This is a genomic window from Pantoea trifolii (assembly GCF_024506435.1).
GTDB lineage: Bacteria > Pseudomonadota > Gammaproteobacteria > Enterobacterales > Enterobacteriaceae > Pantoea > Pantoea trifolii.
Window position 1 is genome coordinate 3,723,925 of sequence record NZ_JANIET010000001.1, and the last position, 26,825, is coordinate 3,750,749.

Genomic DNA, 26,825 nt, shown 5'->3' on the forward strand with positions numbered 1-26,825 from the left:
TACACTTGAGCCATCTTCCTGCTTCAGGAGTTGCTATGCGTATTCTCTATTTGGCCTTAACACTGCTGCTCAGCGGCTGCGCCGCGTTCACCACCACGCCACAAGCTCCGCCACCACCTACGCAGCAAGCGCAGGAGATTTCACGCGCGCAAAGTGTTGGTCTGCCAAAGCTCGGCACTATTACCGCCACCACACGCGGATCGCCAGATGATGCGCAGCGCGCTATTGCCGCTAAAGCCAATCAGGCAGGTGCGGTTTACTATCAAATTCTGATGCTGGATGAAACCACCATTCCCAGCTTCTGGTACACCACCGCCATTCTGTATGGCGCGCCGTCAAGCGGCACTGCAGCGCAACAGTAAGCGCGCGCAGAGATCGTCGCTCAATGCACGCGTGCCGCGTAGATCGAGATGCTGCTGACACCAGCCATCGGCCAGCGGCGGCTCTGCCACTTTCAGTAGAATCGCGGCACTCGCCAGCTGCAGTAACTCGCGTGTGATCTCCCGCGCCTGCCCTTCGCGCGGGTTCGCGAGCTGCCAGCGTAACTGCCGCCAGCGGCGATCAAAGTGACGATTACTGCCTTTCACCGCATCAAACTCATCGTGCAGCATGGTCATCACTTCGGCGTGGCGGCCGAGCACGCGCCGGACATCCAGGCACATCACATTGCCGGAGCCTTCCCAGATGCTATTAACCGGCATCTCACGATAAAGACGCGGCAACTCGCTCTCTTCGCAATAGCCCATGCCGCCCAGCACTTCCATTGCTTCTGCCACAAAGGGCATGCCCGCCTGACAGACCACGAATTTGGCGGCCGGTGTGAACAAGCGTGCGTACAAGCGTTCATGATCGCTGGCCGGTGTTGACCAGGCGCGTGCCAGCCGCAACAACAAAGCGGTTTGCCCTTCCAGCTGCAGCGCCTGTTGCGCCAGCACCGCGCGCATCAGCGGTTGATCGATTAAATTCTTGCCCATCACCTGCCGCTGCTGCGCATGGTGTACGGCAATCGACAGCGCACGGCGCATCTGTCCGTGGCTGCCCAGCGCGCAGTCGAAGCGCGTCATGCCGCCCATCTTGAGGATCAGTCGCACGCCATCGCCCTCTTCGCCCATCAGCCAACCGATCGCATCCTGAAACTCCACTTCTGCGCTGGCGTTGGAGCGATTGCCGAGCTTGTCTTTCAGTCGTTCAATGCGAATGGCGTTGCGCGAGCCATCCGGCAGCAAGCGGGGCAGGAAGAAGCAACTCAATCCTTGTGACGTTTGCGCCAGAATCAGATGCGCATCGCTTTGCGGGACCGAGAAAAACCATTTGTGACCGGTGATGCGATACGCTTCGCCCGGCCCGCGCACGCCAAGCGGTTCGGCGCGAGTGGTGTTGCTCAACACATCGGTGCCGCCCTGTTTTTCCGTCATGCCCATGCCAATCAGCAGGCCGCGCTTCTTATTGCCCGGCAGATGATGCGCATCGTAACGATCGCTGAGCAGCGCTTCGCGCCAGTCAGCATAGGGTTCAGGCAGATGATTTTGCAGCAGCGGAATGGCGGCGTGCGTCATGGTCACCGGACAGAGCGAGCCCGCTTCCACCTGTGCATGCAGGATAAAACGCGCGGCACGTGCCACCATCGCCTGTGGCTGCACGTCGGGCTGCCAGCTGAGATTATTAAGCCGGCTGGCGCACAATCCCTGCATCAGCAGATGCCAGGCGGGATGAAAACGCACTTCGTCGAGGCGTTCGCCGCGCGCGTTGTAGCGCAACAGCTCCGGCGCTTCGACGTTCGCTAAGCGGCCTAACTCAAGGGATTCGGCGCTGCCGAGTTGCAAGCCGACGGAAGCCAGCCATTCGCGATCCCAGCTGGCACCTTCGCGTACAACGGCCTCGCACAGGGCGATATCACGCGTAAACAGGTTGCTGTTGCTGAGCGGATGGGGCTGGTTGAATACGGTGTGGGTTTGCCAGTTCATACAACGTCCTCCTCATACTCATTTTTCAAGTATGAAGAGGATGTGCAGTTATGCCTGGCCTGGAAAATTTTTTGCGGTGGGGATCACGCCTGACGCTGACGAACGGCTTCAAACAAGCAGACGCCGGTGGCAACCGACACGTTGAGTGACGAAACGCTGCCGGCCATTGGGATGCTAATCAGCTCATCGCAATGCTCACGCGTCAAACGACGCATACCTTCACCTTCCGCCCCCATCACCAGCGCCATTGGGCCAGTCATTTTGCTTTGGTAAACGGTGTGATCCGCTTCGCCTGCGGTGCCAACGACCCAGACGTTGTATTCCTGCAGCAAGCGCAAGGTGCGCGCCAGGTTGGTGACGCGAATCAACGGCACGTTTTCTGCCGCGCCGCTGGCCACTTTCTTGGCGGTGGCATTCAACGGTGCTGCACGGTCTTTTGGCACGATGACCGCATGCACGCCAGCGGCATCCGCGCTACGCAGGCAAGCGCCGAGATTGTGCGGATCGGTAACGCCATCCAGCACCAGCAGGAACGGCTTTTCAAGGCTCTGCAGCAGATCCGGCAAATCACCTTCCTGATACTGCTTGCCTGGCTTCACGCGCGCCACGATGCCCTGATGCACGCCGCCTTCAACCTGACTATCAAGCCATTGACGGTTCGCCACCTGCACCGGGATTCCCTGAGCTTCCAGTGCGAGGATCAGCGGCTGCAGGCGACGATCTTCGCGGCCTTTAAGGATAAAGACTTCCTGAAAACGCTGAGGATCGCGCTCCAGCAGCGCCTGCACGCTATGAATACCAAAAATTATTTCACTCATTACTTTGCTCAAGGTTGGATTTAGATCGTTGAATACGGAGGTTCAGGTGCGCATTGATGCGCACCCTACAACGGTTTCGTCAGGTCGCCCTGCAAGGCGACCTAACTATCAGGCTTCGTCAGGCTGCTTCTTCGACGCGCGCTTGGACTTGGTGGCGGCGGCGATTTTACGGGTTTTCTCGGAGACTTTTTTGCCTTTTTTCTCGCTTTTAGCCGGTTTCTCAGCAGCGGCAGGCTTTTTCTTCTCGCCACGGAACGCGGAATCAGGCTCGAAAGTGCCCTTCTTACCGGCATCACGACGACGTTTAGCTGGCGGTTTGCCGCCGCGTTTCTCACGCTCGCGCTCGGTTTTGCCTTCGCCGCGCGGTACACGCTTGCTGGAAATCAGCGCGAAGTCGATTTTACGCTCGTCCATATGTACCGCATCAACGCGCACTTCTACCGCATCGCCCAGACGATAAGTGCGACCGCCGGATTCGCCAATCAAACGCTGGCCCACCGCATCGAAGCGATAATAGTCATTATCCAGCGTCGAGACGTGCACCAAACCATCGATAAACAGATCGTTGAGACGTACGAAGAAACCAAAGCCAGTCACGCTGGAGATTACGCCGTTGAACACGGTGCCAACCTGATCCTGCATGAAGTCGCACTTCAGCCAGTCAGCAACATCGCGCGTGGCTTCATCAGCACGGCGCTCGGTCAGCGAACAGTGCTGGCCCAGCTGCAGCATTTGCTGCATGTCGTAGTGATAACCGCCGGTCGGCGTGGTGATGCCATCGACTTCGCCGCGCTCTTTTGCCAGCAGATATTTGATGGCGCGATGCAGCAGCAAATCCGGATAGCGGCGAATCGGCGAGGTGAAGTGCGCGTACGACGCCAGCGCCAGGCCGAAGTGACCCCGGTTTTCAGGATCGTAAACCGCCTGTTTCATCGAACGCAGCAGCATGGTTTGCAGCATTTCTGCGTCTGGGCGATCGGCCACTTGCTTCAGCAAGGCGGCATAATCGGTCGGGTGTGGCTTAGTGCCACCCGGCAGGCTTAAGCCCAGCTCGTTCAGTACGGTGCGGAAGCTTTTGATGCTGTCTTCGCTTGGACGATCGTGATCGCGGAACAGCGCAGGCTCTTCATTTTTCTCAACAAAACGCGCCGAGGCGATGTTGGCGAGAATCATGCACTCTTCAATCAGCTTATGCGCATCATTACGTGAGGTGCGCTCAACGCGCTCAATGCGACGCTCGGCGTTGAAGATGAACTTGGCTTCATCGGTCTCAAACGAAATGCCGCCACGCTGCTCGCGCGCGGTTTCCAGCACCTGATACATGTTGTGCAACTCGTGCAGATGAGGAACCTGCGCCGCGTATTGTTCACGCAGATCGGCATCACCTTGCAGAATGTTCCACACTTTGTTGTAGGTCAGTCGCGCATGGGAATTCATCACCGCTTCATAGTGTTTGAAACCGGTGAGTTTGCCGCTTGAGGAGATGGTCATCTCGCACACCATGCACAAACGATCAACCTGCGGATTCAGGGAGCACAAGCCGTTGGAGAGAATCTCCGGCAGCATCGGGATAACCTGCGACGGGAAATAGACCGAGGTGCCGCGCTGATGTGCTTCATCATCCAGCGGCGTGCCCGGACGCACGTAATAGCTGACGTCGGCAATTGCCACCCACAAACGCCAGCCGCCACCGCGCTTTTTCTCGCAGAAAACAGCATCATCAAAGTCACGCGCATCTTCACCATCAATGGTGACCAGCGGCAACTTACGTAAATCAACACGCCCAAGCTTCGCCTCTTCCGGCACTTCTTCTTTCAGCTTAGCGATCTGCTTCTCAACTTCTTCCGGCCATGTGTGCGGGATTTCATGGGTGCGCACCGCCATATCGACCGCAAGGCTGGTGCCCATATCGTCACCCAGCAGCTCGGTCACTTTGCCGATCGCTTTGGTGCGACGCGTCGCACGTTGGGTGATTTCAACCACCACCACTGAACCCATACGCGCGTTAAGCGTTTCTTCTTGCGGGATCAGGATGTCGAAACTCAGGCGGCTGTCATCCGGCACCACAAAACCGGTACCTGCATCGGTAAAGTAGCGGCCGACGATCTGGCTGTTACGCGGTTCAAGCACACGTACCACGCGCGCTTCGCGACGACCTTTACGATCGGCGCTGCCCGGCTGCGCCAGAATTACATCGCCGTGCAGGCAGAATTTCATCTGTTCAGCTGAAAGATAGAAATCATCCTTCTGACCTTCCACGCGCAGGAAACCGTAGCCATCGCGATGACCAATCACTTTACCGCGAAGCAGATCAAGACGTTCTGGCAGGGCGTAACATTGACGACGAGTAAACACCAGCTGACCATCGCGCTCCATAGCGCGCAGACGACGACGCAGCGCTTCCAGCTGCTCTTCGCTGGTGATATTCAATTCCTGCGCGATGTCATCGCGGCTGGTCGGCTTTTCGCGTTTTTCCAGCAGTGCCAGAATAAATTCGCGGCTTGGAATTGGGTTTTCGTATTTTTCAGCTTCTCTATCCTGATAAGGATCTTTTGACATTACGGTTCCTCCGATGTCATTTAATTTGGATTGCCACCGGCGGTTCGGACAATAAAAGTTGGTACAGCGAATCGTTATCTTTGACCAAATCGGCCAGCGTATACTTGTCCAGTTCCTTGAGGAATAGCTGGACCGCATCGTGCAATGCTTTACGCAAACGACAGGCCGGCGTGATCACACACTCGTCGCAGTTCACGAGCTGCAACGGCTCCATTCTTCGCACCACATCGCCAATGACGATTTTTTCCGGGTCCATGCCTAAACGAATTCCGCCGTTTTTACCGCGTGTTGCGGCGACAAAGCCAGCCCGGCTCAGTTGGTTGATGATTTTAACCATATGGTTACGCGACACCCCGTAGGTATCGGTGACTTCGGTAATGTTGGTCTGCTTACCTGCCGGTAACGTCGCCATGTAAATCAGGGCACGCAGACCATAATCGGTGAAACTTGTTAGCTGCACATATACCTCAGTGAATCATCGAACGTTATGGTTATGCGCCGGTCGGCGTGATGTTTAAATATGATGATAAACCAGAGCGTGGTGGCCGGTGCGTTTTTTCTGGCAAGTATCGATATCTGCAAGAAAAAATAGAGTGAGTGGAGTCAAAGATTAGAAATACAAAGGCCGGACAGAGTCCGGCCTGAGGAGATTATGCGTCGAACGGGTCGCGCAGAATCATGGTCTCACTGCGGTCTGGGCCCGTAGAAATAATATCAATCGGTACACCGGTCACTTCTTCTACACGTTTGATGTAGTCACGTGCAGCTTGCGGCAGACCTTCCAGCGTCTTAACGCCGAATGTGGTCTCGCTCCAGCCTGGCAGGGTTTCGTAAATCGGCTCAATGCCTTCCCAGCCTTCAGCCGCCAGCGGCGTGGTGGTCATTTCGCGGCCATCTGGCATACGATAAGCCACACAGATTTTCACTTCTTTCAGGCCATCCAGCACGTCCAGCTTGGTCATGCAGAAACCTGACAGGGAGTTGATCTGAACGGCACGGCGAACGGCAACTGCATCCAGCCAGCCGGTACGACGACGACGACCGGTGGTCGCGCCGAACTCGTTACCCTGAGCACACAGGAACTCGCCGGTTTCATCGAACAGTTCGGTCGGGAACGGACCGGCACCAACCCGCGTTGAGTAGGCTTTGACGATACCCAGCACGTAATCAACATAGCGAGGACCAATACCTGAACCCGTCGCTACGCCACCTGCGGTGGTGTTCGATGAGGTCACGTACGGATAGGTACCGTGATCGATATCCAGCAGCGTACCCTGTGCACCTTCGAACATGATCAGGTCGCCACGCTTACGCGCCCCGTCCAGCAGATCAGAGACGTCAACCACCATGCTGGTAATGATATCAGCAACCGCCAGCGTATCACTCAGCACTTTTTCGTAGTCAACAGCGTCAGTTTTGTAATAGTTAACCAGCTGGAAGTTGTAGAAATCGACGATCTCTTTCAGCTTCACCGCAAAGGTTTCTTTGTTGAAGAGATCACTCACGCGCAGACCGCGACGTGCCACTTTATCTTCATAGGCAGGACCGATACCGCGACCGGTGGTGCCGATAGCTTTGGCGCCACGCGCTTTCTCGCGCGCCACATCCATTGCTACGTGGTATTGCAAAATCAATGGGCAGGCTTCAGAGATCAGCAGACGTTCACGTACCGGCACACCGCGCTCTTCCAGACCTTTCATCTCTTTCATCAGCGCTTCAGGCGACAGTACAACCCCGTTACCAATGATGCTGGTGACGTTTTCACGCAGGATGCCAGATGGAATTAAGTGGAGGACGGTTTTTTCACCGTTGATGACAAGTGTGTGGCCTGCATTATGGCCACCTTGGTAACGCACGACGTAATTCGCGCGCTCTGTCAGAAGGTCTACGATCTTACCTTTACCTTCGTCACCCCATTGGGTGCCCAGTACGACGACGTTCTTACCCATTTTTTCAAAATCACCGATTGCTTAAAAATGGATTCTACCACCTGACTTTTACTCTTTCAGCACTTTTAGCATACGATTGCGCTGTTTTTTGCCTGAGTTTTGCTCAGCTCACAACATGTTGGGGGAACAGCGGCCAACAGACACAATTGAGTCGCGCGGCATCACAAAAAATTTACGCTGATTAACGCGCGTGCATACTGATCATCGCGTAAATCACCACGCCGGCCACCACTAAACCGCCACCAAAACGGTGCAAGAGACGATCGGGTAACTGCGTCATCGCCAGAATCATGCGTCGCCAGGCGCGTGGCATAAACATCGGTCCAAGTCCTTCCAGCACCAAAACCAAAGCCAGCGCCATCCAGATGGTTGAATTCATGATTTTTCCCAAAAAAAAGGCCGACAACATTGTCGGCCTGGACTTTATATCAGTTCTTAACGCGTGGCGTTAGAGGGCGCTTTCATATAGCGGAAGAAATCGCTATCCGGGCTCAGCACCAACACATCCTGATTGTCTGAGAAGCTGTTCTCATAGGCTCGCAGGCTGCGGATAAAGGCATAGAAATCCGGATCCTGGCTGAAGGCATCAGCAAACAGTTTTGCCGCTTCACCATCACCTTCACCACGAGAAATCAGCGCTTCACGCTGTGCTTCTGCCAGCGTACGTGTGACCTGATAATCGGCCTGCGCACGCAGTTTCTCTGCCTCTTCCTGACCTTGTGAACGCTGACTACGCGCTACCGCTTCACGCTCGGCGCGCATACGGTTGTAGATCGCGTCAGAAACTTCAGTCGGCAGGTTGATCTGCTTGATGCGCACGTCGACAACTTCAATACCCAACGCAGCCATACTGTTCGGGTTTGGAGCAGGCTCGCTGCTATTGGTTTCACGTTCTACACGTGCTGCCGCACTCGCAATTGCGTCATCCGCAGCGGGCGTCTGAACGTCATCATCGTTGCCAGCGCTGCCGGTGTTCAGGGCGTCACGCACGTCGGTGGTTAAACGGCCACGCGAATCAGTCACGATGTCTTTCACATCCAGACGACCCATTTCAGAACGAAGACGGTCACTGAACTTACGTTTAAGCAGCACTTCCGCCTGAGAAACGTCGCCACCACCGGTTGCCAGGTAGTAACGGCTGAAGTCACTGATACGCCATTTGATGTAAGAATCAACGATCAGGTCTTTCTTCTCTTTGGTAACAAAGCGGTCAGCCTGGTTATCCATGGTCTGAATGCGTGCATCCAGTGATTTCATGGTTTCGATAAACGGAATTTTGAAATGCAGACCCGGTGCGTACACTAACGGTTTGTTTTCGTCATCACGCAGAACCTTACCAAAGCGCAGCACGATGCCGCGTTGGCCTTCCTGCACCACGAACAGTGACGCGTAAAGCACCACCAGCACTACAATAATTACGGCGATGATTGGCTTACGCATCGATTACTCCCTCCCCTGGCGCTGGGTATCGTTGCGCAGCGCATTGGCGCGACGCTGATCCATGATGCTGTCTGGACTGTAAGATGAAGTATCTCCCCGATTCGCATTGCTATCGGACGAGGAAGGAGACTTCATTAAATTCGTCATTTTCTGACCGCCCTGGCCAGATGCCTGGCCACCGCGCATCAGTTGATCCAGTGGCAGAACCGTCAAATTGTTACCACGATCGCTGATCAACACCTTGCGGGTATGACTCAGCACACGTTCCATGGTTTCAATGTAGAGACGCTCTTTCGTGATTTCTGGTGCAGCTTTATATTCCGGCAGCAAGCGGGCAAAACGTGCCACTTCACCCTGCGCTTCTAACACCGTACGCTCTTTGTAAGCACGACCTTCTTCGAGGATACGTTGCGCCTGACCATTAGCACGCGGCTGAACTTCATTCGAATAAGCTTCAGCTTCACGCACGTACTGTTCACGGTTTTCACGCGCGGCAATCGCATCATCAAACGCGGCTTTAACCTCTTCCGGTGGACGCGCCGCCTGGAAGTTTACGTCCAGCAGGGTAATACCCATGTTGTAAGGACGGATGGTCTCGTCGAGCTCACGCTGAGTTTCGCTACGTACCACGGTACGGCCTTCCGTCAGGATGCGGTCCATGGTTGAGCGGCCAATAACGCCACGCAAGGCGCTGTCGGTGGCCTGACGCAGGCTGTCGTCGGCGCTGGTCACGGCATACAGATAACGCTCAGGATCGGTCACGCGGTACTGTACGTTCATCTCAACGCGCACCACGTTCTCATCCGACGTCAACATCACGCCAGATGCGGCCAGTTCACGTACGGCTTCTACGTTTACGGCGCGAACCTGATCGACGAAAGTCGGTTTCCAGTTGAGGCCTGGCTCAACCAGATGGCTAAATTTGCCAAAGCGTGTGACGACGCCACGTTCAGCTTCTTTAATGGTGTAGAAACCGCTAGCCGCCCAGATAACGACAGCCGCTACGGCAACGATGCCAACTATTTTGCCACCGCTACCGCCGCTGCGTTGGCCATTGTCATTCTGTTTGCCACCGCCCAGTCCGCCGAGTTTTTTACTCAGCTTTCGGAAGATATCATCCAGATCAGGTGGTCCCTGATCGCGACCTCCTTTATTTCCCCCAGAGTTGCCGCCTTGATTATTGCTGCTTCCCCACGGGTCGCGGTCCTGTCCGTTATTTCCGGGCTGATTCCACGCCATGTTTCTACTCCATTTATTGTATTTACGGCTTACCCTTCATCTTTCAGATTGTAGCGGCGTTGGCTGCTTTCACTCATCCCGGTCACTTACTGATGTAAGCTCCCGGGAATTCGTTCAATTGCCGCCTTGCTACAACCTGAAATCTTTTGGGTAAGATCGGTTAGGCAACGGTCAAACAATATAACTGGCTAGCGACGGCTCTTGTTTACACAGACGACGCCAATCAACGATCGGCATACGCACGTGCAAACTCACACAGCCATCATCTTCATTCCATTCTTTTTCTATAGCATGCAACTGATAAAAACGACTGCGTAAACGGCCCGCTTCCGGCGGCAGACGTAAATCGTACTGCGCAATTTCACCGGCCAAACGCTCAGAAAGCGCCTGCCACAGTAACGGCAGACCCACGCCGCTCTGTGCAGATAACCAAACGCGAATCGGTTGGTTCTCTTCGTTGCGATCGATACGTGGCTCAAAGTCCTCCAGCATATCGATTTTGTTCATGACCATCAGGGCTGGAATTTCATCGGATTCTATTTCTACCAGCACTTCATTCACGGCTTCGATGTTGTCATTGATACGTAAATCAGCCGCATCAACCACATGGAGCAGCAGCGCGGCCTGACGCGTTTCCTGCAGCGTAGCTTTAAACGCAGCCACTAAGTCATGTGGCAAATGACGAATAAATCCAACGGTATCCGCTAAAACCACTTCACCAACATCTGCAACATTCAGGCGACGTAAAGTCGGGTCAAGCGTCGCAAACAGTTGATCTGCCACATAAACATCAGCGGAGGTTATCGCATTAAACAGAGTAGATTTGCCTGCGTTGGTGTAGCCCACCAAAGAAACGGTTGGCACGTCAGCTTTAGCACGTGATTGGCGGCCCTGATCGCGCTGCTTCTCAACACGCTCAAGACGGGAAAGGATCAGGCTAATTCGATTGCGGAGTAAACGACGGTCCGTTTCCAACTGGGTTTCACCCGGACCACGTAAACCGATACCGCCTTTTTGGCGTTCAAGATGCGTCCATCCACGCACTAAACGTGTTGCCATATGGCGTAACTGTGCCAGCTCGACCTGTAATTTACCCTCATGGGTACGGGCGCGCTGAGCGAAAATATCAAGAATTAGGCCGGTGCGGTCGACAACACGACATTCACACACACGCTCTAAATTACGTTCCTGAGCAGGCGTTAAGGCATGATCGAATAAAACGACCGATGCTCCACTCGCTTTCACCGCATCGGCAATTTCAACTGCCTTTCCTTCACCGACAAAATATTTGGGATGTGGCGCTTTACGGCTGCCCGTAATGACTTGCAGCGCTTCAACGCCCGCAGAAGAGACAAGAGTTTCAAACTCCTGCAAATCTTCCAGCTCTTTGTCTTGGGAGAACCAGATGTGTACCAGTACGGCCTGCTCACCGGCTTCATAACGGTCAAACAAGCTATAACCTCGCTAAAATAAAATAACCAGGACAGGAAAACGTGCTCGTTCTCCAGCCCTGGCTTTACGGCAGCGCAAAATTATTCTGCGTTATCGCCGTCTTGTTGTGGCTGCGACTGAGCGCCTTGATTGCTTCCGCTGTGATGATAGTTGCTGCTACCACCGCTGCCGCCCGCGTTATTGCTATGGTGCGACACTGGGCGAGAAGGAACCACTGTAGAGATGGCGTGCTTATACACCATCTGGCTGACCGTGTTTTTTAACAGAATGACGAACTGATCAAAGGATTCAATTTGCCCTTGCAGCTTAATACCATTCACCAAATAGATCGAAACCGGTACACGTTCACGACGCAATGCGTTCAAAAACGGGTCTTGTAAAGATTGCCCCTTAGCCATTCTATCTTTTCCTTATATGCTTGTTGTTTGTTGCTTTAAGAACCGTGGTTCAGAAAAACTGCGTAAAAATTTGCGCACGATAACCAATCAATTGTACACAATCATCCCTGCTACGCACTAACTACCTTAAGCACCGCATTACGCGCTAACTCTGGCTCATCACTGTTTAACCAGTGTACTTCAGGCCAGCCACGTAACCAGGTCATCTGGCGTTTAGCGAGCTGCCGAGTGGCGCAAATTCCCCGATAAACCATTTCGTCGTAATCGATTTCGCCTGATAAGTAAGACCACATCTGACGATAACCTACACAACGAATGGAAGGCATGTCCGTATGCAAATCACCTCGCGCAAACAGTGCACGAGCCTCCGCTTCAAATCCTGACGCTAGCATCTGGTCGTAACGCAACGCAATGCGTTGATGTATCAGTTCGCGACTCGCAGGGGCGATTGCAAACTGGTACACGTCGTAGGGTAACGCTTCGCCGGAGGTTTTTGTCAGTTCCGTTAAAGTTTTACCCGAAATAAAAAAAACTTCCAGTGCTCGCGAAAGTCTCTGCGGATCATTCGGATGAATACGACTACCGGCGACCGGATCGATTTCACACAGCTGACGGTGCAGGGCTTCCCACCCTTTCTCCGCCGCCATTTGCTCTATTCGCTGACGCACCTCGGGATCGGCCGAGGGCAACGGCGACAATCCTTCAAGCAACGCCTTGAAGTAGAGCATGGTTCCACCAACAAGCAACGGAATCTTCCCCTTACGGGTGATCTCCGCCATTTCTGCCAACGCATCGCGACGAAATTCAGCGGCGGAATAGGCCTCCGCCGGATCGCGAATGTCCAGCAAACGATGGGGCGCCAGTGCTAACTCTTCTGCCGACGGTTTCGCCGTGCCAATATCCATCCCGCGATAGATTAAGGCAGAGTCAACGCTAATAAGTTCCACCGGAAGTTGCTGACGCAGCGAAATCGCTAATGCCGTCTTACCGGAGGCGGTAGGCCCCATCAAAAAAATTGCCTTTGGCCGGCTAGCCTGGTTTAGTTCACTCATGCTTCAACGCGTTCAGCGCGCTCTCAATCTCAATGGTCTGTAACAGACCTGAAGGCGGCGACTTCAGCAGTTGCGGGCAGAGCCTTTCCAGCTCTGCCAGCAGTGCAATCGCCTGCGAGTGATTCCAGTGAGCGTCTTCTGCATCATCGCGACGCGCCAGCCATTGGGCCAACGTGGATGCAGAAACCTCTTGCTGCCGGGCCAGGTAGCCTAACAGTTCTGGAATCAAGATTTGTAAATTTTGTGTTCGTAACGGTAAAGGCACCGCACGTAGCGTCACGTGCTGCCCTTCTCGTTGTAAATCAATGCCCATCTGGCTTAGCAGCGCGGCGTGCTCGGCGATAGCGGCCAGCTCCGGCGCGGCAATTTTCAGGCGTACCGGGATCAGCAATGGCTGCGGTTTTAAGCCCTCATCGCCTGGTTGCAGCTGGGCCTGTTTTAACCAGCGTGCCGCCACGGCCAGCGATAACAATTGCAGCGCACTCCCCCGTTCCAGCAGCGCATAACGATCCTGTAAAACGCTTAACACGCGGCCAAAACTTTGCGCGTGGGCGGCCAGCGGTGCTTCACGCGTTTCCGCCTGACGCACCGGAGCCGCCGCAGGAACTGGCGCAGCGCACGGCGTTTCTACCACCGGCGTTTTCATCAACTGCTTATACGCATTGCCTTCACGCGCACTGTAAACCGGCTCTTTATTCTGCCAGTTTGCACCCGCCGCCGCAGAAGTGCCGCCGCTGCGTGGCGTGTTGCTGGGCTGGGCAAAGTGGTTCGCACCTGCCGCCTGGCGGTTTTCTGGCTGCCACTTCGGTGCCGGCTCTTCGGCGTGGGCGATGGGCAATTCCGGCGCGCGGCTGGCTTGCAGCGCACTCATCACGCCTTGCCAGATAAAATCATGTACCAGACGCGACTGATGGAAACGCACCTCATGCTTAGCCGGATGGACGTTGACATCTACCTGATGCGGATCGATCTCCAGATAGAGCACGTAAGCCGGTTGCTGATCATCACCCAGCTGCGTTTGATACGCCTGACGAATCGCGTGATTGATCAGTTTGTCGCGCATCATGCGTCCGTTGACGTAGCAATATTGCAGGTCGGTAACCTGGCGCGAGCCGTTAGGATCGGCGACCCAACCGCGCAGCGCTAAATCGTCGTGCTGCCACTCAATGCGTAAAGCGTGCTGCATAAACGTGGTGCCGCAAATGGCACCTAAACGCCGCTCCCGCTGCGTATTTTCACTGACCGCGCGATACTGGCGCATCAACTTACCGTTGTGGCTAAGCGAGATGGCGACGTCAAAGCGTGCCAGCGCAATGCGACGAATCACCTCATCGATGTGGGTAAATTCGGTCTTTTCGGTGCGCATGAATTTGCGGCGTGCGGGCGTGTTGTAGAACAGGTCGAGCACTTCCAGCGATGTACCCACCGGATGCGCAGCCGGTTTCACCGTCACATCCATATCGCGCCCTTCCGCGTAGGCTTGCCAGGCTTCGCTTTGATTGGCGGTGCGTGAAGTCAGCGTTAAACGAGAAACAGAACTGATACTGGCAAGCGCTTCGCCACGAAAACCGAGGCTCATGATCGCCTCAAGGTCATCGAGCGAGGCTATTTTGCTGGTCGCATGCCGCGCCAGCGCCATCGCCAGTTCGTCTTTGGCGATGCCGCAGCCGTTGTCGCGAATGCGGATGAGCTTCGCGCCACCTTTCTCGATATCGACATCAATGCGCGTGGCACCGGCATCCAGGCTGTTTTCCACCAGCTCTTTTACGACCGACGCCGGACGCTCAACCACTTCGCCTGCGGCAATCTGGTTCGCCAGCTGCGGCGGTAAAATCTGTATTGGCATGGTGGTGATCCTTCTGGCTGGTTGGCTCACGAGGAGCCAACAATCAGGATTGCGGAATTTTTAAGTTTTGCCCCAGCATCACATTGCTCGACTTCATATTATTCGCCTGCATGATGGCTTTCGAGCTCACGCCATAGCGCGCGGCAATGGCCGTCAGCGAATCGCCGCGCACCACTTTATGCCGGGTTGGACGACTCGCCGCCGCCACGCTAACGCTGGATTTCGCGGGCACCTTCAGGCGCTGTCCTACCCAAACCACATCGCGCTTCAGGCTATTCATCTCACGTAACGTCGCCATGCTCACGCCATATTTTGCCGCGATGCCGGACAGCGTCTCGCCACGCGTCACGGTATGACGCTGCGTCGCGCCGGTATATTGCACCGTGCCGGTCGCCGGGTTGCTGGCGACGCTAACCGCTGGTGCGCTGTCCAGCGGCCGGTTTTCCTCCTTTGGGATCGATTGCAGCGGATGCGTAAGGAAATAATTGCGCAGGCCTTTATAAATCGACTGAGCAATCTTCTCCTGATACGCGCTGCTGCCAAGCAGCCGCTCCTCCGCGGCATTACTAATAAAGCCGGTTTCGACCAGTAAAGAAGGAATATCCGGGGAACGTAAAACGCCAAGGCTGGCATGTTCCGGCAGACGTTTATGCAGCGGCGTGATACCGCGCAGCTGCTGCAGGACTTTGACGGCGACGTCATAACCTACACGCTGTGAATGACCAAACTGCAAATCCAGAACCGCCTGGCTGAGATAGGGATCGGCCTGACTGTTCGCCAGCAGATCGCCTGCGCCGCCCAGCAGCTCAGATTGTTTCTCTTTCTGTTCCAGCCAGTTCGCCATTTCGTTATTGGCGCGGCGGTTAGACAGCACCCAAACCGATGCGCCGGTGGCCGAATGATTCGGTGCGGCGTCGGCGTGAATGGATACCAGCAGATTCGCGTTCTCTTTACGCGCCACTTCGGAACGGCCCATCACCGAGATGAAATAGTCGCCGTTACGCGTCAGCACCGGTTTGAACATCGGATCCTGATCCATCAGCGCTTTCAGTTTACGCGCAATCGAGATGGTGACATTTTTCTCGTGCAAACCGTGCTGACCTGATGCACCAGGATCCTGGCCGCCGTGTCCGGCATCAATCGCCACAATCACCACATCGTTGCGGCTAACCGAGTTGCCGGGACGCACGGTGGTATTGCTGCTGGTTACCGCAGTCACCTGATTGGCGTTGAACGGATTGCCCTGGCTGCTGCTTTGCGGCTGGCTTTCACGTGCCGTGGTGACAGGTGCGGCAACGGCCGGACGCTTCGCTGGCTGCGTCCCACGAATGGTGAACACCACGCGATAATTACTGCCATCGCGCTGGGTGCTGGCGCGCGTCTGTGCGGCCTGCGTCAGTTCGAACACTAAACGCAGGCTTTGCTTATCCTTTGGCTGGCTATGGCGAATGCGCTGCACAATATTTTCGCCGCTAAAATTCAGCGGCAAACCTTTAATCGCGCCGCTTTGACGAATATCCAGCACCACACGATTGGGATTATGCAGCGGGAAAAAGCCATACACCGGCTGACCGTTAAAGCTCAGCGTGACGGTGGCCTGGCTATCGCCATTTTCAACTTTGATATCTGATAACGTGGCAGACAACGCCGAGGCAGAAAACAGGCACAGCAAGCCCAGTACAATGATTCTCATCCGTGACATCATGCCGGATCCCTGCCTTGCTGGAATTGGGTTAACAGCGCTTCACCCGTGGCGGAAACCGCGCTAATTTCGGCTTCACGCGCTGCATCAACATAGCGCAACGTCAGCGCTAAATCGGGCTCAGGCAGCACGCCGGTGCCCTGCTGCGGCCACTCCACCAGACAAAGCGCATCGCCGGTGAAATAGTCGCGGATGCCCATGAACTCTAGCTCTTCGGGATCGGCAAGACGATAGAGATCGAAATGGTACAACGTGCGAGAGCCGAGCTCGTAGGGCTCGACCAGCGTATAAGTTGGGCTTTTGACATTGCCTTGGTGGCCGAGCGCCTGCAGAAAACCACGGCTAAAGGTGGTCTTACCGGCCCCCAAATCGCCATAAAGATAGATCACCAGCGCGCTGTTGCAGACGCGCGCCAATTGCGCACCCAGATTCAGGGTTGCCGCCTCATCGGGCAAAGGGATAACACAGGTCTTCATGCTTTATTGTTGGATCATCTCTGGATTAACAAACTGCCACAGCAGCTCGAACAAATCAGTGGCTAACATGCCGCGTGTACCGCGCTGACGCGCGACGGCATCGGCTGTTGCCCCATGCGCGACACAGCCTGCGCAGGCTGCATCAAGTAAAGTCAGTTTCTGGCCGAGCAGAGCGGCGATAATTCCGCTCAACACATCGCCCATGCCGCCGGATGCCATGCCGGCGTTGCCCACATCAGCAATCGCGATGTCACCTGCCGCGCTGGCAATCACCGTGCCCGCGCCTTTTAATACCACCACGCCGCCGTAGCGTTTCGCCAGGGCGCGCGCAGCATGTAAGCGGTCACTCTCAATCTCGCTGGTTTTCACCCCCAGCAAGCGCGCAGCTTCGCCGGGATGCGGCGTAATGATGCGATTCTGACGGTTATCCTGCTTGATTGCCAGCAGGTTAAGCGCATCCGCATCCCAAAGCATCGGCTTTTCACTGGCCGCAATCTTTTTCAGTGCCTTCTGCGCCCAATCACGCTGGCCAAGCCCCGGTCCAACGGCGATGACATCCGCCCACTCCAGCGCCTGATTCAGACGTTCATCGCTCAGCGCATCAACCATTAGCTCCGGTCGCGCGGTGAGAATCGGGCCAATATTATCTTCATGCGTCAGCACGCGCACAAGTCCGGCACCGGTTCGCAATGCGGCTTCACCGGTCATGCGAATCGCACCCGCCGTGCCGCTATCGCCACCGACCACCAACAGCCGACCTTGATCGCCTTTGTGTGAGGTCGCACGACGCGGTTTCAGCCAGCGCGTTAAATCCCCGGCGTCATAGCGTGAAATCGGTGCCTGTTCAGCGGCAAGGTACGCCGACAAACCCAACTCATGGTTATGCAGCACGCCAACGTAATCACGTGCTTTGCCGGTCAGTTGGCCGGGTTTCAGCGCAATCATGCTCAGCGTGTGATCGGCGATGACCGTCTCGCCCGGCGCCGTGCCGTTAGCCGCCAGCAAACCGGAAGGAATGTCGATCGCCAGCACCGGTGCGGCATGGGCGTTGATGAGTGTAATCAGGCGATCGTAGGGATCCGCAGGTGCACGATTTAAGCCGGTGCCGAGCAGTGCATCAACAATCACATCAACCTTTTCCGGCCACGGCGCATCCGCCGCGTGAATCACACCGCCCGCCGCCAGCCATGCGTCTTGCGCTTGCTGCGCCTCTTCTGGCAAGGCTTTGCTGCCCGCGCACGCCAGCAGCGTTACGTTCAATCCTGCGGCTTGCGCCAGTCGCGCTACCACAAAACCATCGCCGCCATTGTTGCCGTGCCCGCACAGCACCAACCAATGTTGCGCCTGCGGCCACAGCTGGCGGACTAATTCATAGCTGGCCTGGCCAGCACGTTGCATCAGCTCAAACAGCGTTAAGCCCAGGCTATCGGCGGCATCGCGTTCCAGTTGTGCCATCGCCTGCGCAAGCCAGACAGAGTGTGGTAAACTGCGCGCGTTTGCTTCAATTGCCTGGTTTCTCATGTCATATCCTCTCGATCTTCAACAGCTCGCTCAACAAATCAAACAGTGGGGACGCGACCTCGGCTTCCAGCAGGTGGGTATTTGCGATACCGATCTAAGCGCCGAAGAGCCCAAACTGCAGGCGTGGCTGGATAAGCAATATCACGGCGAGATGGATTGGATGGCGCGCCACGGCATGATGCGCGCGCGGCCACATGAACTGCTGCCTGGCACGCTGCGCGTGATTAGCGTACGCATGAACTACCTTCCAGCCAAAGCCGCCTTTGCCAGCACCTTGAAAAATCCGCAGTTGGGCTATGTAAGCCGCTATGCGCTGGGCCGCGACTATCACAAAGTATTGCGCAATCGACTGAAAAAGCTCGGAGAAATGATTCAGGCGCACTGTGGCGAACTCAATTTTCGCCCGTTCGTCGATTCCGCGCCGATTCTTGAACGCCCGATTGCCGCTAAAGCCGGTTTAGGCTGGACCGGCAAACATTCGCTAATCCTTAACCGTGAAGCGGGCTCCTGGTTCTTCCTCGGCGAATTGCTGATTGATCTGCCGTTACCGGTTGATCAGCCACAGGAAGAGCAGTGTGGACGCTGTGTCGCCTGCATCACTATCTGCCCCACTTCCGCTATCGTCGAACCTTACGTGGTCGATGCGCGTCGCTGCATCTCCTATCTCACCATCGAGTTGGAAGGCGCAATTCCTGAAGAGTTCCGTCCGCTAATAGGTAATCGAATTTATGGCTGCGACGATTGCCAGCTAATCTGCCCGTGGAATCGTTACGGTCAGTTAACTGATGAAGACGATTTCTCACCGCGCGCGGTGCTGCATGCGCCGCCACTCACCGAACTGTTCAAATGGGATGAAGCCAAATTTCTGCGCATCACTGAAGGTTCAGCGATTCGGCGTATTGGGCATTTGCGCTGGTTGCGAAACATTGCGGTGGCATTGGGCAATGCGCCCTGGACAGAAGAAAATATGGCGGCATTAGCATCGCGCAGCGGCGAACATCCACTGCTTGATGAACATATTGAATGGGCGATTGCACAGCAGTTGCAGAAACGCGCGGCGCAAGCGGTGGAAGTGCAGCCTGCGAAGAAACAGCGGCTGGTGCGCGCGGTCGAAAAGGGCCTGCCACGTGATGCGTGATTGAGCAGTCGCACAGGATAAAACGCTTTTCCACATGCTGTGAATAAAATTATCCAACGGAATAGTGACGGAGATCGTAATTTCGTCTAAAGGATAAGATTACAGTCTGAAATAGGTTTAAACCCTTACAAATCAATTAATTAAGCGATTATTGTAAATATTCACGTCGTGTTTAGCGCGCAGGGGTTTGTCCAGAGCTTGTGGATAACTCTGTTCAAAACAGTTTTAAACAACGGGGAAAACGCCGTCAGAACCTTGCAGGCACATTGTGGATAACCTGTAAGATAACTGCGTCAGACAACAAGCATTATCGATGCTAGCGAGGCGTGCAAAATTTCCAGAAAAAACGATGATGCATGCGATAAAAATATCAGCAGCAGTTTTAATTCTGATTGCGCCTAAGGGCAAATAACATTAGTGAATATAAAAATTTGGAGCGGGAAACGAGACTCGAACTCGCGACCCCGACCTTGGCAAGGTCGTGCTCTACCAACTGAGCTATTCCCGCATAATCTTCGTATTTTAGTCTGCTACTGCGTTGGCTGCCTTCGCTCACCCAGGTCACTTACTGATGTAAGCTCCCAGGGATTCGTTCAGTTGCCGCCTTGTTGCAAACGAAAATACTCGATTCTGCATCTTCGTATTTTTGTCACAACAATCACGCTAACGACTAAATCCGTGATTTGGATGGTTTACTACAAACTCTGGAGCGGGAAACGAGACTCGAACTCGCGACCCCGACCTTGGCAAGGTCGTGCTCTACCAACTGAGCTATTCCCGCATTAGAGGTTTACTACGCAACGAAAGTTTGGAGCGGGAAACGAGACTCGAACTCGCGACCCCGACCTTGGCAAGGTCGTGCTCTACCAACTGAGCTATTCCCGCATAATCTTCGCCTGTTTATTTGCTGCTGCGTTGGCTGCCTTCACTCGCACAGGTCACTTACTGATGTAAGCTCGCTGTGACTCGTTCAGTTGCCGCCTTGCATCAAACAAACATGCTCGATTCTGAACTTCGTTTTACTTCTCCGTTCCGAGTTCCGAATTAAATTCTTCACCGGTACGGGGTGCGCATTATACGAGAAATCCTTTCAGTCGCAAGAGTCTAAAAGCAAAATTTTGCGCTTTCCGCGCGTTCGCTGCTTTTATCGACAACCTGATGATTTCCTGCGCACCCACTGGCGATTAAAGCTGCAGGAAGTGTTCGCGATAGTACGCCAGCTCGGCGACGGACTCGCGAATGTCATCCAGTGCCTGATGGCTACCGGACTTTTTGAAGCCTGGCAAAATATCGGGTTTCCAGCGACGCGCCAGCTCTTTCAGCGTGCTGACGTCAAGATAGCGATAGTGGAAATAGGCTTCCAATTCAGGCATGTACTTAAACAGGAAGCGACGATCCTGACCAATACTGTTGCCGCAAATCGGCGAGGTATTCGCCGGCACCCACTGCTTCAGGAACTCGATGGTGGCCAATTCTGCTGCACGGTCGTCATGCTCGCTGGCTTTAACACGCGCCACCAATCCGCTATTGGTGTGCGTGCGCACGTTCCAGTCATCCATCAACGCCAGCTGCTCGTCAGATTGATGCACCGCGAACACCGGACCTTCTGCCAGGATGTTCAGGTTGGCATCGGTCACGATGGTGGCGATCTCAATAATGCGATCGCGCTCCGGATCTAATCCGGTCATTTCGAGGTCGATCCAAATCAGGTTGTTTTCATTTCCAGCTGTCATGCGTTTCCCGCCTGTTGCCAAAGTCGTCATTAAACTCATTTCAGGTGTATCATAGACGTTTTGCCCAGCAGGGCGAAACCTGGCGAAAGCCGTGAGAGGATGCGTGAGTAAAAACAAACTGTCGAAAGGTCAACAACGTCGCGTAAGCGCCAACCATCAGCGTCGTCTGCAGCAACGGAGCGATAAGCCGGAGCCGGATGATAGCCTGTTTGGGGAAGCGGCTGATGGCGTGGTGATCAGCCGTTTCGGCATGCACGCAGACGTGGAAGATAGCGAAGGCGTTGTGCATCGCTGTAACATCCGCCGCACCATTCGCTCGCTGGTCACCGGCGATCGCGTTTTGTGGCGCGTCGCCATTGGCGGCGGTAAAGGGATCGTCGAAGCGGTACACGACCGCAAAACCGTACTAACGCGCCCAGACTTCTATGACGGCGTGAAACCGATTGCCGCCAACATCGATCAGATCATTATCGTTTCGGCGATCCTGCCGGAACTGTCGCTCAACATTATCGATCGCTATCTGGTCGCCAGCGAAACGCTCGGCGTGGAACCGCTACTGGTGCTCAACAAAACCGATCTTTTGGATACCGAAGGCCGCGCGTTTGTTGATGAGCAGATGGAGATCTATCGCAATATTGGTTATCGCGTATTGATGGTTTCCAGCCACGCCAAAGATGGTCTGGTTGAACTGGAAAGTGCTTTAACCGGCCGCGTCAGCATCTTTGCCGGTCAATCGGGCGTAGGCAAATCGAGCCTGTTGAATAACCTGCTTGGCCTGGATGTGGCGGCGGAAATTCTGACTAACGATGTGTCGAACGTCTCCGGTTTGGGTCAGCACACCACCACCGCCTCGCGCCTTTATCACTTTCCGGCGGGCGGCGATGTGATCGATTCACCTGGCGTGCGAGAGTTTGGTTTATGGCATCTTGAGCCGGAACAAGTGACGCGCGGATTTGTCGAATTCCGTGAATTCCTGGGCAGTTGCCGTTTCCGCGACTGTAAGCACGATACCGATCCGGGCTGCGCCATTCGCGAAGCGGTAGAAGAAGGCAAGATCGATATCTCGCGCTTCGATAACTACCACCGAATTCTGGAAAGTATGGCGCAGGTAAAGACGCGTAAAAACTTTTCCTCCGACGCGGATTAAGCAGTACAACGGCACATTCGCCAACGCGCTGGGGCGCTGCTACAATCCGCCCCCTTTTTGTTAACGATACGTAATTAAGCCAGGAGGCAACGGTGTTTGATCGTTTTAAACTCGGCCTGAATCATATTTTGCCCAAAAAAGGGCTCACCGAACTCGCCGGTTGGGGCGCCAGCCGTCGTGGTGGCTGGCTCACTAAAGCGGTCATCGACATATTTGTCTGGTACTACAAAGTGGATATGGCAGAAGCCAGCAAGCCACATACCGGCAGCTACCGCACCTTCAATGATTTCTTCGTGCGTCCGTTAAAAGAGGGCGCGCGTCCTGTCGATCCTGACGCCTCTTTACTGGCGCTGCCCGCCGATGGCGCGATCAGCCAGCTGGGCCGCATTGCTGGCGATCAGATCTTCCAGGCCAAAGGCCACACTTACAGCCTGCAGGCGCTGCTGGCCGGTAACGACGATCTGGCGGATCAGTTCCATGACGGCGAGTTTGTTACCACTTACCTCGCACCGCGCGATTATCACCGCGTACACATGCCGTGTAACGGTGTCCTGCGCGAAATGATCTATGTGCCTGGCGATCTCTACTCAGTGAATCCGCTGACCGCGCGTAACATCCCGAATCTGTTTGCGCGTAACGAGCGCGTGATCTGCGTATTCGATACCGATCATGGCCCGATGGTGCAGATCCTTGTCGGTGCCACCATTGTCGGCAGCATCGAAACTGTGTGGGCGGGCACCATCACGCCACCGCGCGAAGGTGTAATCAAACGCTGGCGCTATCCGTCTGCCGATCATGACGGTGCGGTGGTGCTGCTGAAAGGCCAGGAAATGGGTCGCTTCAAGTTGGGTTCAACGGTGATCAACCTGTTCGCGCCGAATCGCGTGAAGCTGGCGGAAAGCCTTGAAGCCGAAAGCAAAACCCGTCTCGGTCAGCCGCTGGCCATCGCCCTGCCTCAGCCTGGCGACAGCGTCTCACTTAGCAAATAACCCGGAACCTCTCCCGTGCGTGTTCTCCTCTCCCTGCTGCTGAGCCTTGTGCTCAGCAGTTCTGCATTTGCAGCCACCGTTCCGCAATCCAGCCAGCTTAAGCAGGAACTGGATGCGGCTAAATCCGCAAAAAGCTCCCCCGCGCAAACCGAACAGGTGCAGGCGCTGGAAGCGGCGATCAACTTCCTCAACGAGCGCGATGAGTCGCTGGCACGCGCGAAGCAGTATCAGCAGGTAATTGATGATTTCCCGCGCCTGGCGCGTGAATTACGTCAGCAGATCGCCACGCTGACGGACAGCAGCAAGGCGGTGCGCAGTAATATGAGCAGCGCCGAGCTGGATCAGGAGCTGTTGCAGGTCAGCAGCCAGCTGCTGGAGGAAGGCCGTCAGGCACAGCAGGAGCAGGATCGCGCGCGCGAAATCAGCGATTCCCTGTCGCAGCTGCCACAGCAACAAACCGACGCACGCCGGGCGATGACCGAAAGCGATCGCCGCGCGCAGAGTTCCTCGACAGCCACCACGCCGCTGGCGCAGGCACAGATATACGCACGTCAGGCGGAAAATGCTGCCAACAAAGCGCGCGTGGACGAGTTAGAGCTGGCACAGCTGTCAGCGAATAATCGTCAGGAACTGGCGCGTATGCGCGCCGAAGTACATCAGCGCAAAGCCACCCAGCTGGATAACTATCTGCAGGCGCTGCGCAATCAACTCAACAACCAGCGCCAACGTGAAGCTGAACTGGCGCTGGAGCGTACCGAGCAGCTGGCCGAAAACAGCGGCGATCTGCCGAGCTCGATCAGCGATCAGTTCCGCGTTAACCGCGAACTCTCCGCTGACCTCAACCAACAAGCGCAGCGCATGGATTTAGTCGCCTCGCAGCAGCGTCTCGCCACCAATCAGACCTTGCAGGTGCGTCAGGCGCTGAGCACGCTGCGTGAGCAGTCGCAGTGGTTAGGCGCGTCTAATCTGTTGGGCGAAGCCTTACGCGCGCAGGTTGCGCGTCTGCCCGAGATGCCGAAATCTCAGCAGATCGACAGCGAAATGGGCCAGCTGCGCGTGCAGCGTCTGCATTATGAAGATCTGCTCGAGCGCCAGCAGGATCTGCGTAAAGCCAAGCAGGATGATGGCACGCCGTTCAGCAGCGATCAGGTGCGCATCCTCGAAGCGCAACTCAAAACCCAGCGCGAACTGCTGAATTCATTGATTTCCGGTTGCGATACGCTGATTCTGGAAATCACCAAGCTCAAAGTTTCCAATACGCAGCTGCAGGATGCCTTAGCCGAAGTTAAAGATGCGACGCATCGCTATCTGTTCTGGACCGCCGACGTCAACACCATCGGCCTGAATTTCCCGGTCGAGATGGCACAGGACCTTAAGCGTCTGCTGTCGCTGGATACGGCGGGTCAGCTCGGTAAAGCGCTGGCGATGATGTTTACCAATCGCGAAACCGTGTTGCCGATTATTGGTGCGGTACTGCTGGTAGGCTTCAGCATCAGTTCGCGTCGTCATTACAACGCCTTTATGGAGCGCTCCGCCAGCCGCGTCGGCAAAGTCACGCAGGACCGCTTTAGCCTGACGCTGCGCACGGTATTTTGGTCGATTCTGGTGGCGGTGCCGCTGCCGGTGCTGTGGGCCGCGCTTGGTTACGGTTTACAGCATGCCTGGCCTTATCCGTTCGCCGTGGCGATTGGCGATGGCATCACCGCCACGCTGCCGCTGCTGTGGGCCTTTATGATCAGCGCCGCCTTTGCGCGTCCCGATGGCTTGTTTGTGGTTCACTTCCGCTGGCCGCAAGCGCGCGTGGCGCGTGCGATGCGCTATTACTCGCTGTCGGTTGGGCTGATTGTGCCGTTGATCATGCTGCTGATCGCCTTTGCAAACCTCGACGATCCGCAATTCTCCGGCACGCTGGGTCGCGTATGCTTCATCCTGATTTGTGGCGCGCTGAGCATCGTTACCGTTAGCCTGAAACGCGCCGGTATTCCGCTCTATCTGGATAAAGAGGGCAACGGCGATAACTTTGTAAACCGCATTTTGTGGAACCTGATGATCGCCCTGCCGCTGGTTGCTGCCCTCGCCTCCTGCATCGGTTATCTCGCCACCGCGCAGGCGTTGCTGGCGCGTCTGGAAACCTCGGTGGGTATCTGGTTCTTCCTGTTGGTGGTGTATCACATTATCCGCCGCTGGATGCTGATTCAGCGCCGCCGCATCGCCTTTGACCGTGCACGTCAGCGTCGTGCCGATATGCTGGCCAACCGCGCGCGCAGTGAAGAAGAGAAAGAGCAATCGACGCCGGCGAATGCCGACACCATCGAAATCGATGAGCCAAGCATTGATCTCGATGAGATCAGCGCGCAGTCGCTGCGTCTGGTACGTTCAATCCTGACGCTGATCGCGCTGGTTTCGGTGATTGTGCTGTGGTCAGAAATTCACTCGGCGTTTAGTTTCCTCGATAACATTCCGCTGTGGAATGCCAGCACCACCATTCAGGGCGTTGATAGCGTGCAGGCGATTACGCTGGGTGCGGTGCTGATTGCGATTCTGGTGCTGATTATCACCACGCAGCTGGTGCGCAATATGCCCGCGCTGCTGGAGCTGGCGCTGTTACAGCATCTCAGCCTGGCACCGGGCACCGGCTACGCCATTACCACCTTGACCAAGTATGCGTTGATGCTGATTGGCGGCTTGATTGGCTTCTCGATGATGGGCATTGAGTGGTCGAAGCTGCAGTGGCTGGTTGCTGCGTTAGGTCTGGGTTTGGGCTTCGGGATGCAGGAGATTTTCGCCAACTTTATCTCTGGCCTGATTATCCTGTTTGAGAAACCGATCCGTATCGGCGATACCGTAACCATTCGCGATTTGACCGGTAGCATCACCCGTATCAACACGCGCGCCACCACCATCACTGATTGGGATCGCAAAGAGATCATCGTGCCGAACAAAGCCTTCATTACGGAGCAGTTCGTAAACTGGTCGCTATCGGATTCGGTGACGCGTGTGGTGCTGACGATTCCGGCGCCAGCCAGAGTCAACAGTGATGAAGTGACCAACATTCTTAAACAGGCGGCCGATCGCTGCACCTACGTGCTGGATATGCCGGCGCCGGATGTGTTCCTTGTCGATTTGCAGCAAGGTATTCAGCTGTTTGAACTGCGCGTGCATGCGGCGGAGATGGGACATCGCATGCCGCTGCGCCATGAACTGCATCAGCTGATTCTGCGCGGCTTTGAGGAGCACGGCATTGAGATGCCATTCCCGCCGTTCCAGGTACGCATGGAGACGCTAGGAAAACAAAATCCCGCCAGCAATGGCGCGCCCGCCAATAAGACCTTCAAATCTGGCGGCTTATAAAAACAAAACGCCCGGCAATTGCCGGGCGTTTTTTATTGCTGCTCAGAGCCG

At 55.4% G+C, this 26,825-nt stretch carries 21 protein-coding genes and 3 tRNA genes; 5 read left to right on the forward strand and 19 right to left on the reverse strand.

All coding sequences use genetic code 11. The features are described from left to right. Window positions 1-35: 35 nt before the first annotated feature. On the forward strand, window positions 36-362 hold the full coding sequence (bsmA, locus tag NQH49_RS17240; RefSeq protein ID WP_256697581.1) for a biofilm peroxide resistance protein BsmA: 327 nt from the start codon (window positions 36-38) through the stop codon (window positions 360-362). On the opposite strand, the gene NQH49_RS17245 is transcribed toward bsmA, so the two are convergent. The 15 genes from NQH49_RS17245 to nnr form a co-directional block, all read right to left on the reverse strand. After that, window positions 336-1,964, reverse strand: a complete 1,629-nt coding sequence (locus NQH49_RS17245) for an isovaleryl-CoA dehydrogenase (protein WP_256697583.1) — start codon at window positions 1,962-1,964, stop codon at window positions 336-338. The genes bsmA and NQH49_RS17245 overlap by 27 nt on opposite strands. Window positions 1,965-2,047: 83 nt before the next feature. After that, window positions 2,048-2,782, reverse strand: coding sequence for a 23S rRNA (guanosine(2251)-2'-O)-methyltransferase RlmB (rlmB, locus tag NQH49_RS17250; protein WP_007892019.1), 735 nt, complete (start codon window positions 2,780-2,782; stop codon window positions 2,048-2,050). Between the two features lie 108 nt (window positions 2,783-2,890). Further along, window positions 2,891-5,341, reverse strand: coding sequence for a ribonuclease R (rnr, locus tag NQH49_RS17255; protein ID WP_256697584.1), 2,451 nt, complete (start codon window positions 5,339-5,341; stop codon window positions 2,891-2,893). 16 nt (window positions 5,342-5,357) lie between these two features. Then, window positions 5,358-5,801, reverse strand: a complete 444-nt coding sequence (gene nsrR / locus NQH49_RS17260; RefSeq protein WP_256697585.1) for a nitric oxide-sensing transcriptional repressor NsrR — start codon at window positions 5,799-5,801, stop codon at window positions 5,358-5,360. 190 nt (window positions 5,802-5,991) lie between these two features. Beyond that, window positions 5,992-7,290: an adenylosuccinate synthase gene (locus NQH49_RS17265; RefSeq protein ID WP_256697586.1), complete on the reverse strand. Its 1,299-nt coding sequence runs from the start codon at window positions 7,288-7,290 to the stop codon at window positions 5,992-5,994. 181 nt (window positions 7,291-7,471) lie between these two features. Beyond that, window positions 7,472-7,669 (reverse strand): DUF2065 domain-containing protein, encoded by a 198-nt coding sequence (locus NQH49_RS17270; RefSeq protein ID WP_008103612.1) that lies wholly within the window; start codon window positions 7,667-7,669, stop codon window positions 7,472-7,474. 56 nt (window positions 7,670-7,725) lie between these two features. Continuing rightward, a complete protein-coding gene (hflC, locus tag NQH49_RS17275) occupies window positions 7,726-8,730 on the reverse strand; it encodes a protease modulator HflC (RefSeq protein ID WP_101762865.1) in 1,005 nt (334 codons plus the stop codon). Between the two features lie 3 nt (window positions 8,731-8,733). After that, complete coding sequence (gene hflK / locus NQH49_RS17280) at window positions 8,734-9,969, reverse strand: FtsH protease activity modulator HflK (protein ID WP_008103614.1); 1,236 nt, start codon at window positions 9,967-9,969, stop codon at window positions 8,734-8,736. A gap of 171 nt (window positions 9,970-10,140) precedes the next feature. Next, window positions 10,141-11,421 carry a ribosome rescue GTPase HflX gene (gene hflX / locus NQH49_RS17285; protein WP_154154933.1) on the reverse strand — a complete coding sequence of 427 codons (1,281 nt, stop codon included), beginning with the start codon at window positions 11,419-11,421 and terminating at the stop codon, window positions 10,141-10,143. 80 nt (window positions 11,422-11,501) lie between these two features. Continuing rightward, window positions 11,502-11,819, reverse strand: a complete 318-nt coding sequence (gene hfq / locus NQH49_RS17290; protein WP_008103618.1) for an RNA chaperone Hfq — start codon at window positions 11,817-11,819, stop codon at window positions 11,502-11,504. A 110-nt stretch (window positions 11,820-11,929) separates the two neighbouring features. Beyond that, a complete protein-coding gene (gene miaA, locus NQH49_RS17295; RefSeq protein ID WP_036648157.1) occupies window positions 11,930-12,871 on the reverse strand; it encodes a tRNA (adenosine(37)-N6)-dimethylallyltransferase MiaA in 942 nt (313 codons plus the stop codon). Then, a complete protein-coding gene (mutL, locus tag NQH49_RS17300) occupies window positions 12,864-14,717 on the reverse strand; it encodes a DNA mismatch repair endonuclease MutL (RefSeq protein ID WP_256697587.1) in 1,854 nt (617 codons plus the stop codon). The genes miaA and mutL overlap by 8 nt, the downstream gene beginning before the upstream one ends. A gap of 43 nt (window positions 14,718-14,760) precedes the next feature. Next, window positions 14,761-16,422, reverse strand: a complete 1,662-nt coding sequence (gene amiB / locus NQH49_RS17305) for an N-acetylmuramoyl-L-alanine amidase AmiB (protein ID WP_256697589.1) — start codon at window positions 16,420-16,422, stop codon at window positions 14,761-14,763. Next, a complete protein-coding gene (gene tsaE / locus NQH49_RS17310) occupies window positions 16,419-16,895 on the reverse strand; it encodes a tRNA (adenosine(37)-N6)-threonylcarbamoyltransferase complex ATPase subunit type 1 TsaE (RefSeq protein WP_061723444.1) in 477 nt (158 codons plus the stop codon). The genes amiB and tsaE overlap by 4 nt, the downstream gene beginning before the upstream one ends. A gap of 3 nt (window positions 16,896-16,898) precedes the next feature. After that, entirely contained in the window at window positions 16,899-18,416 is a 1,518-nt protein-coding gene (gene nnr / locus NQH49_RS17315; RefSeq protein ID WP_256697591.1) for a bifunctional ADP-dependent NAD(P)H-hydrate dehydratase/NAD(P)H-hydrate epimerase, read from the reverse strand. Here nnr and queG point away from each other — a divergent pair. After that, complete coding sequence (gene queG / locus NQH49_RS17320; RefSeq protein WP_256697593.1) at window positions 18,415-19,554, forward strand: tRNA epoxyqueuosine(34) reductase QueG; 1,140 nt, start codon at window positions 18,415-18,417, stop codon at window positions 19,552-19,554. The genes nnr and queG overlap by 2 nt on opposite strands. A 432-nt stretch (window positions 19,555-19,986) precedes the next feature. Here queG and NQH49_RS17325 read toward each other — a convergent pair. From NQH49_RS17325 to orn, 4 genes are all read right to left on the reverse strand, one after another. Continuing rightward, a tRNA-Gly gene (locus NQH49_RS17325) sits at window positions 19,987-20,062 on the reverse strand. Between the two features lie 197 nt (window positions 20,063-20,259). Then, a tRNA-Gly gene (locus NQH49_RS17330) sits at window positions 20,260-20,335 on the reverse strand. Window positions 20,336-20,363: 28 nt separating this feature from the next. Beyond that, window positions 20,364-20,439, reverse strand: a tRNA-Gly gene (locus NQH49_RS17335). Between the two features lie 299 nt (window positions 20,440-20,738). Continuing rightward, window positions 20,739-21,287, reverse strand: coding sequence for an oligoribonuclease (gene orn, locus NQH49_RS17340; RefSeq protein WP_008101955.1), 549 nt, complete (start codon window positions 21,285-21,287; stop codon window positions 20,739-20,741). A gap of 103 nt (window positions 21,288-21,390) precedes the next feature. Here orn and rsgA point away from each other — a divergent pair, with 103 nt between their 5' ends. The 3 genes from rsgA (at window position 21,391) to mscM (ending at window position 26,774) form a co-directional block, all read left to right on the forward strand. Beyond that, a complete protein-coding gene (rsgA, locus tag NQH49_RS17345) occupies window positions 21,391-22,434 on the forward strand; it encodes a small ribosomal subunit biogenesis GTPase RsgA (RefSeq protein WP_256697594.1) in 1,044 nt (347 codons plus the stop codon). Between the two features lie 92 nt (window positions 22,435-22,526). Next, a complete protein-coding gene (gene asd, locus NQH49_RS17350) occupies window positions 22,527-23,423 on the forward strand; it encodes an archaetidylserine decarboxylase (RefSeq protein ID WP_256697595.1) in 897 nt (298 codons plus the stop codon). Between the two features lie 15 nt (window positions 23,424-23,438). After that, window positions 23,439-26,774: a miniconductance mechanosensitive channel MscM gene (gene mscM, locus NQH49_RS17355; protein WP_256697596.1), complete on the forward strand. Its 3,336-nt coding sequence runs from the start codon at window positions 23,439-23,441 to the stop codon at window positions 26,772-26,774. Window positions 26,775-26,825 lie beyond the last annotated feature (51 nt).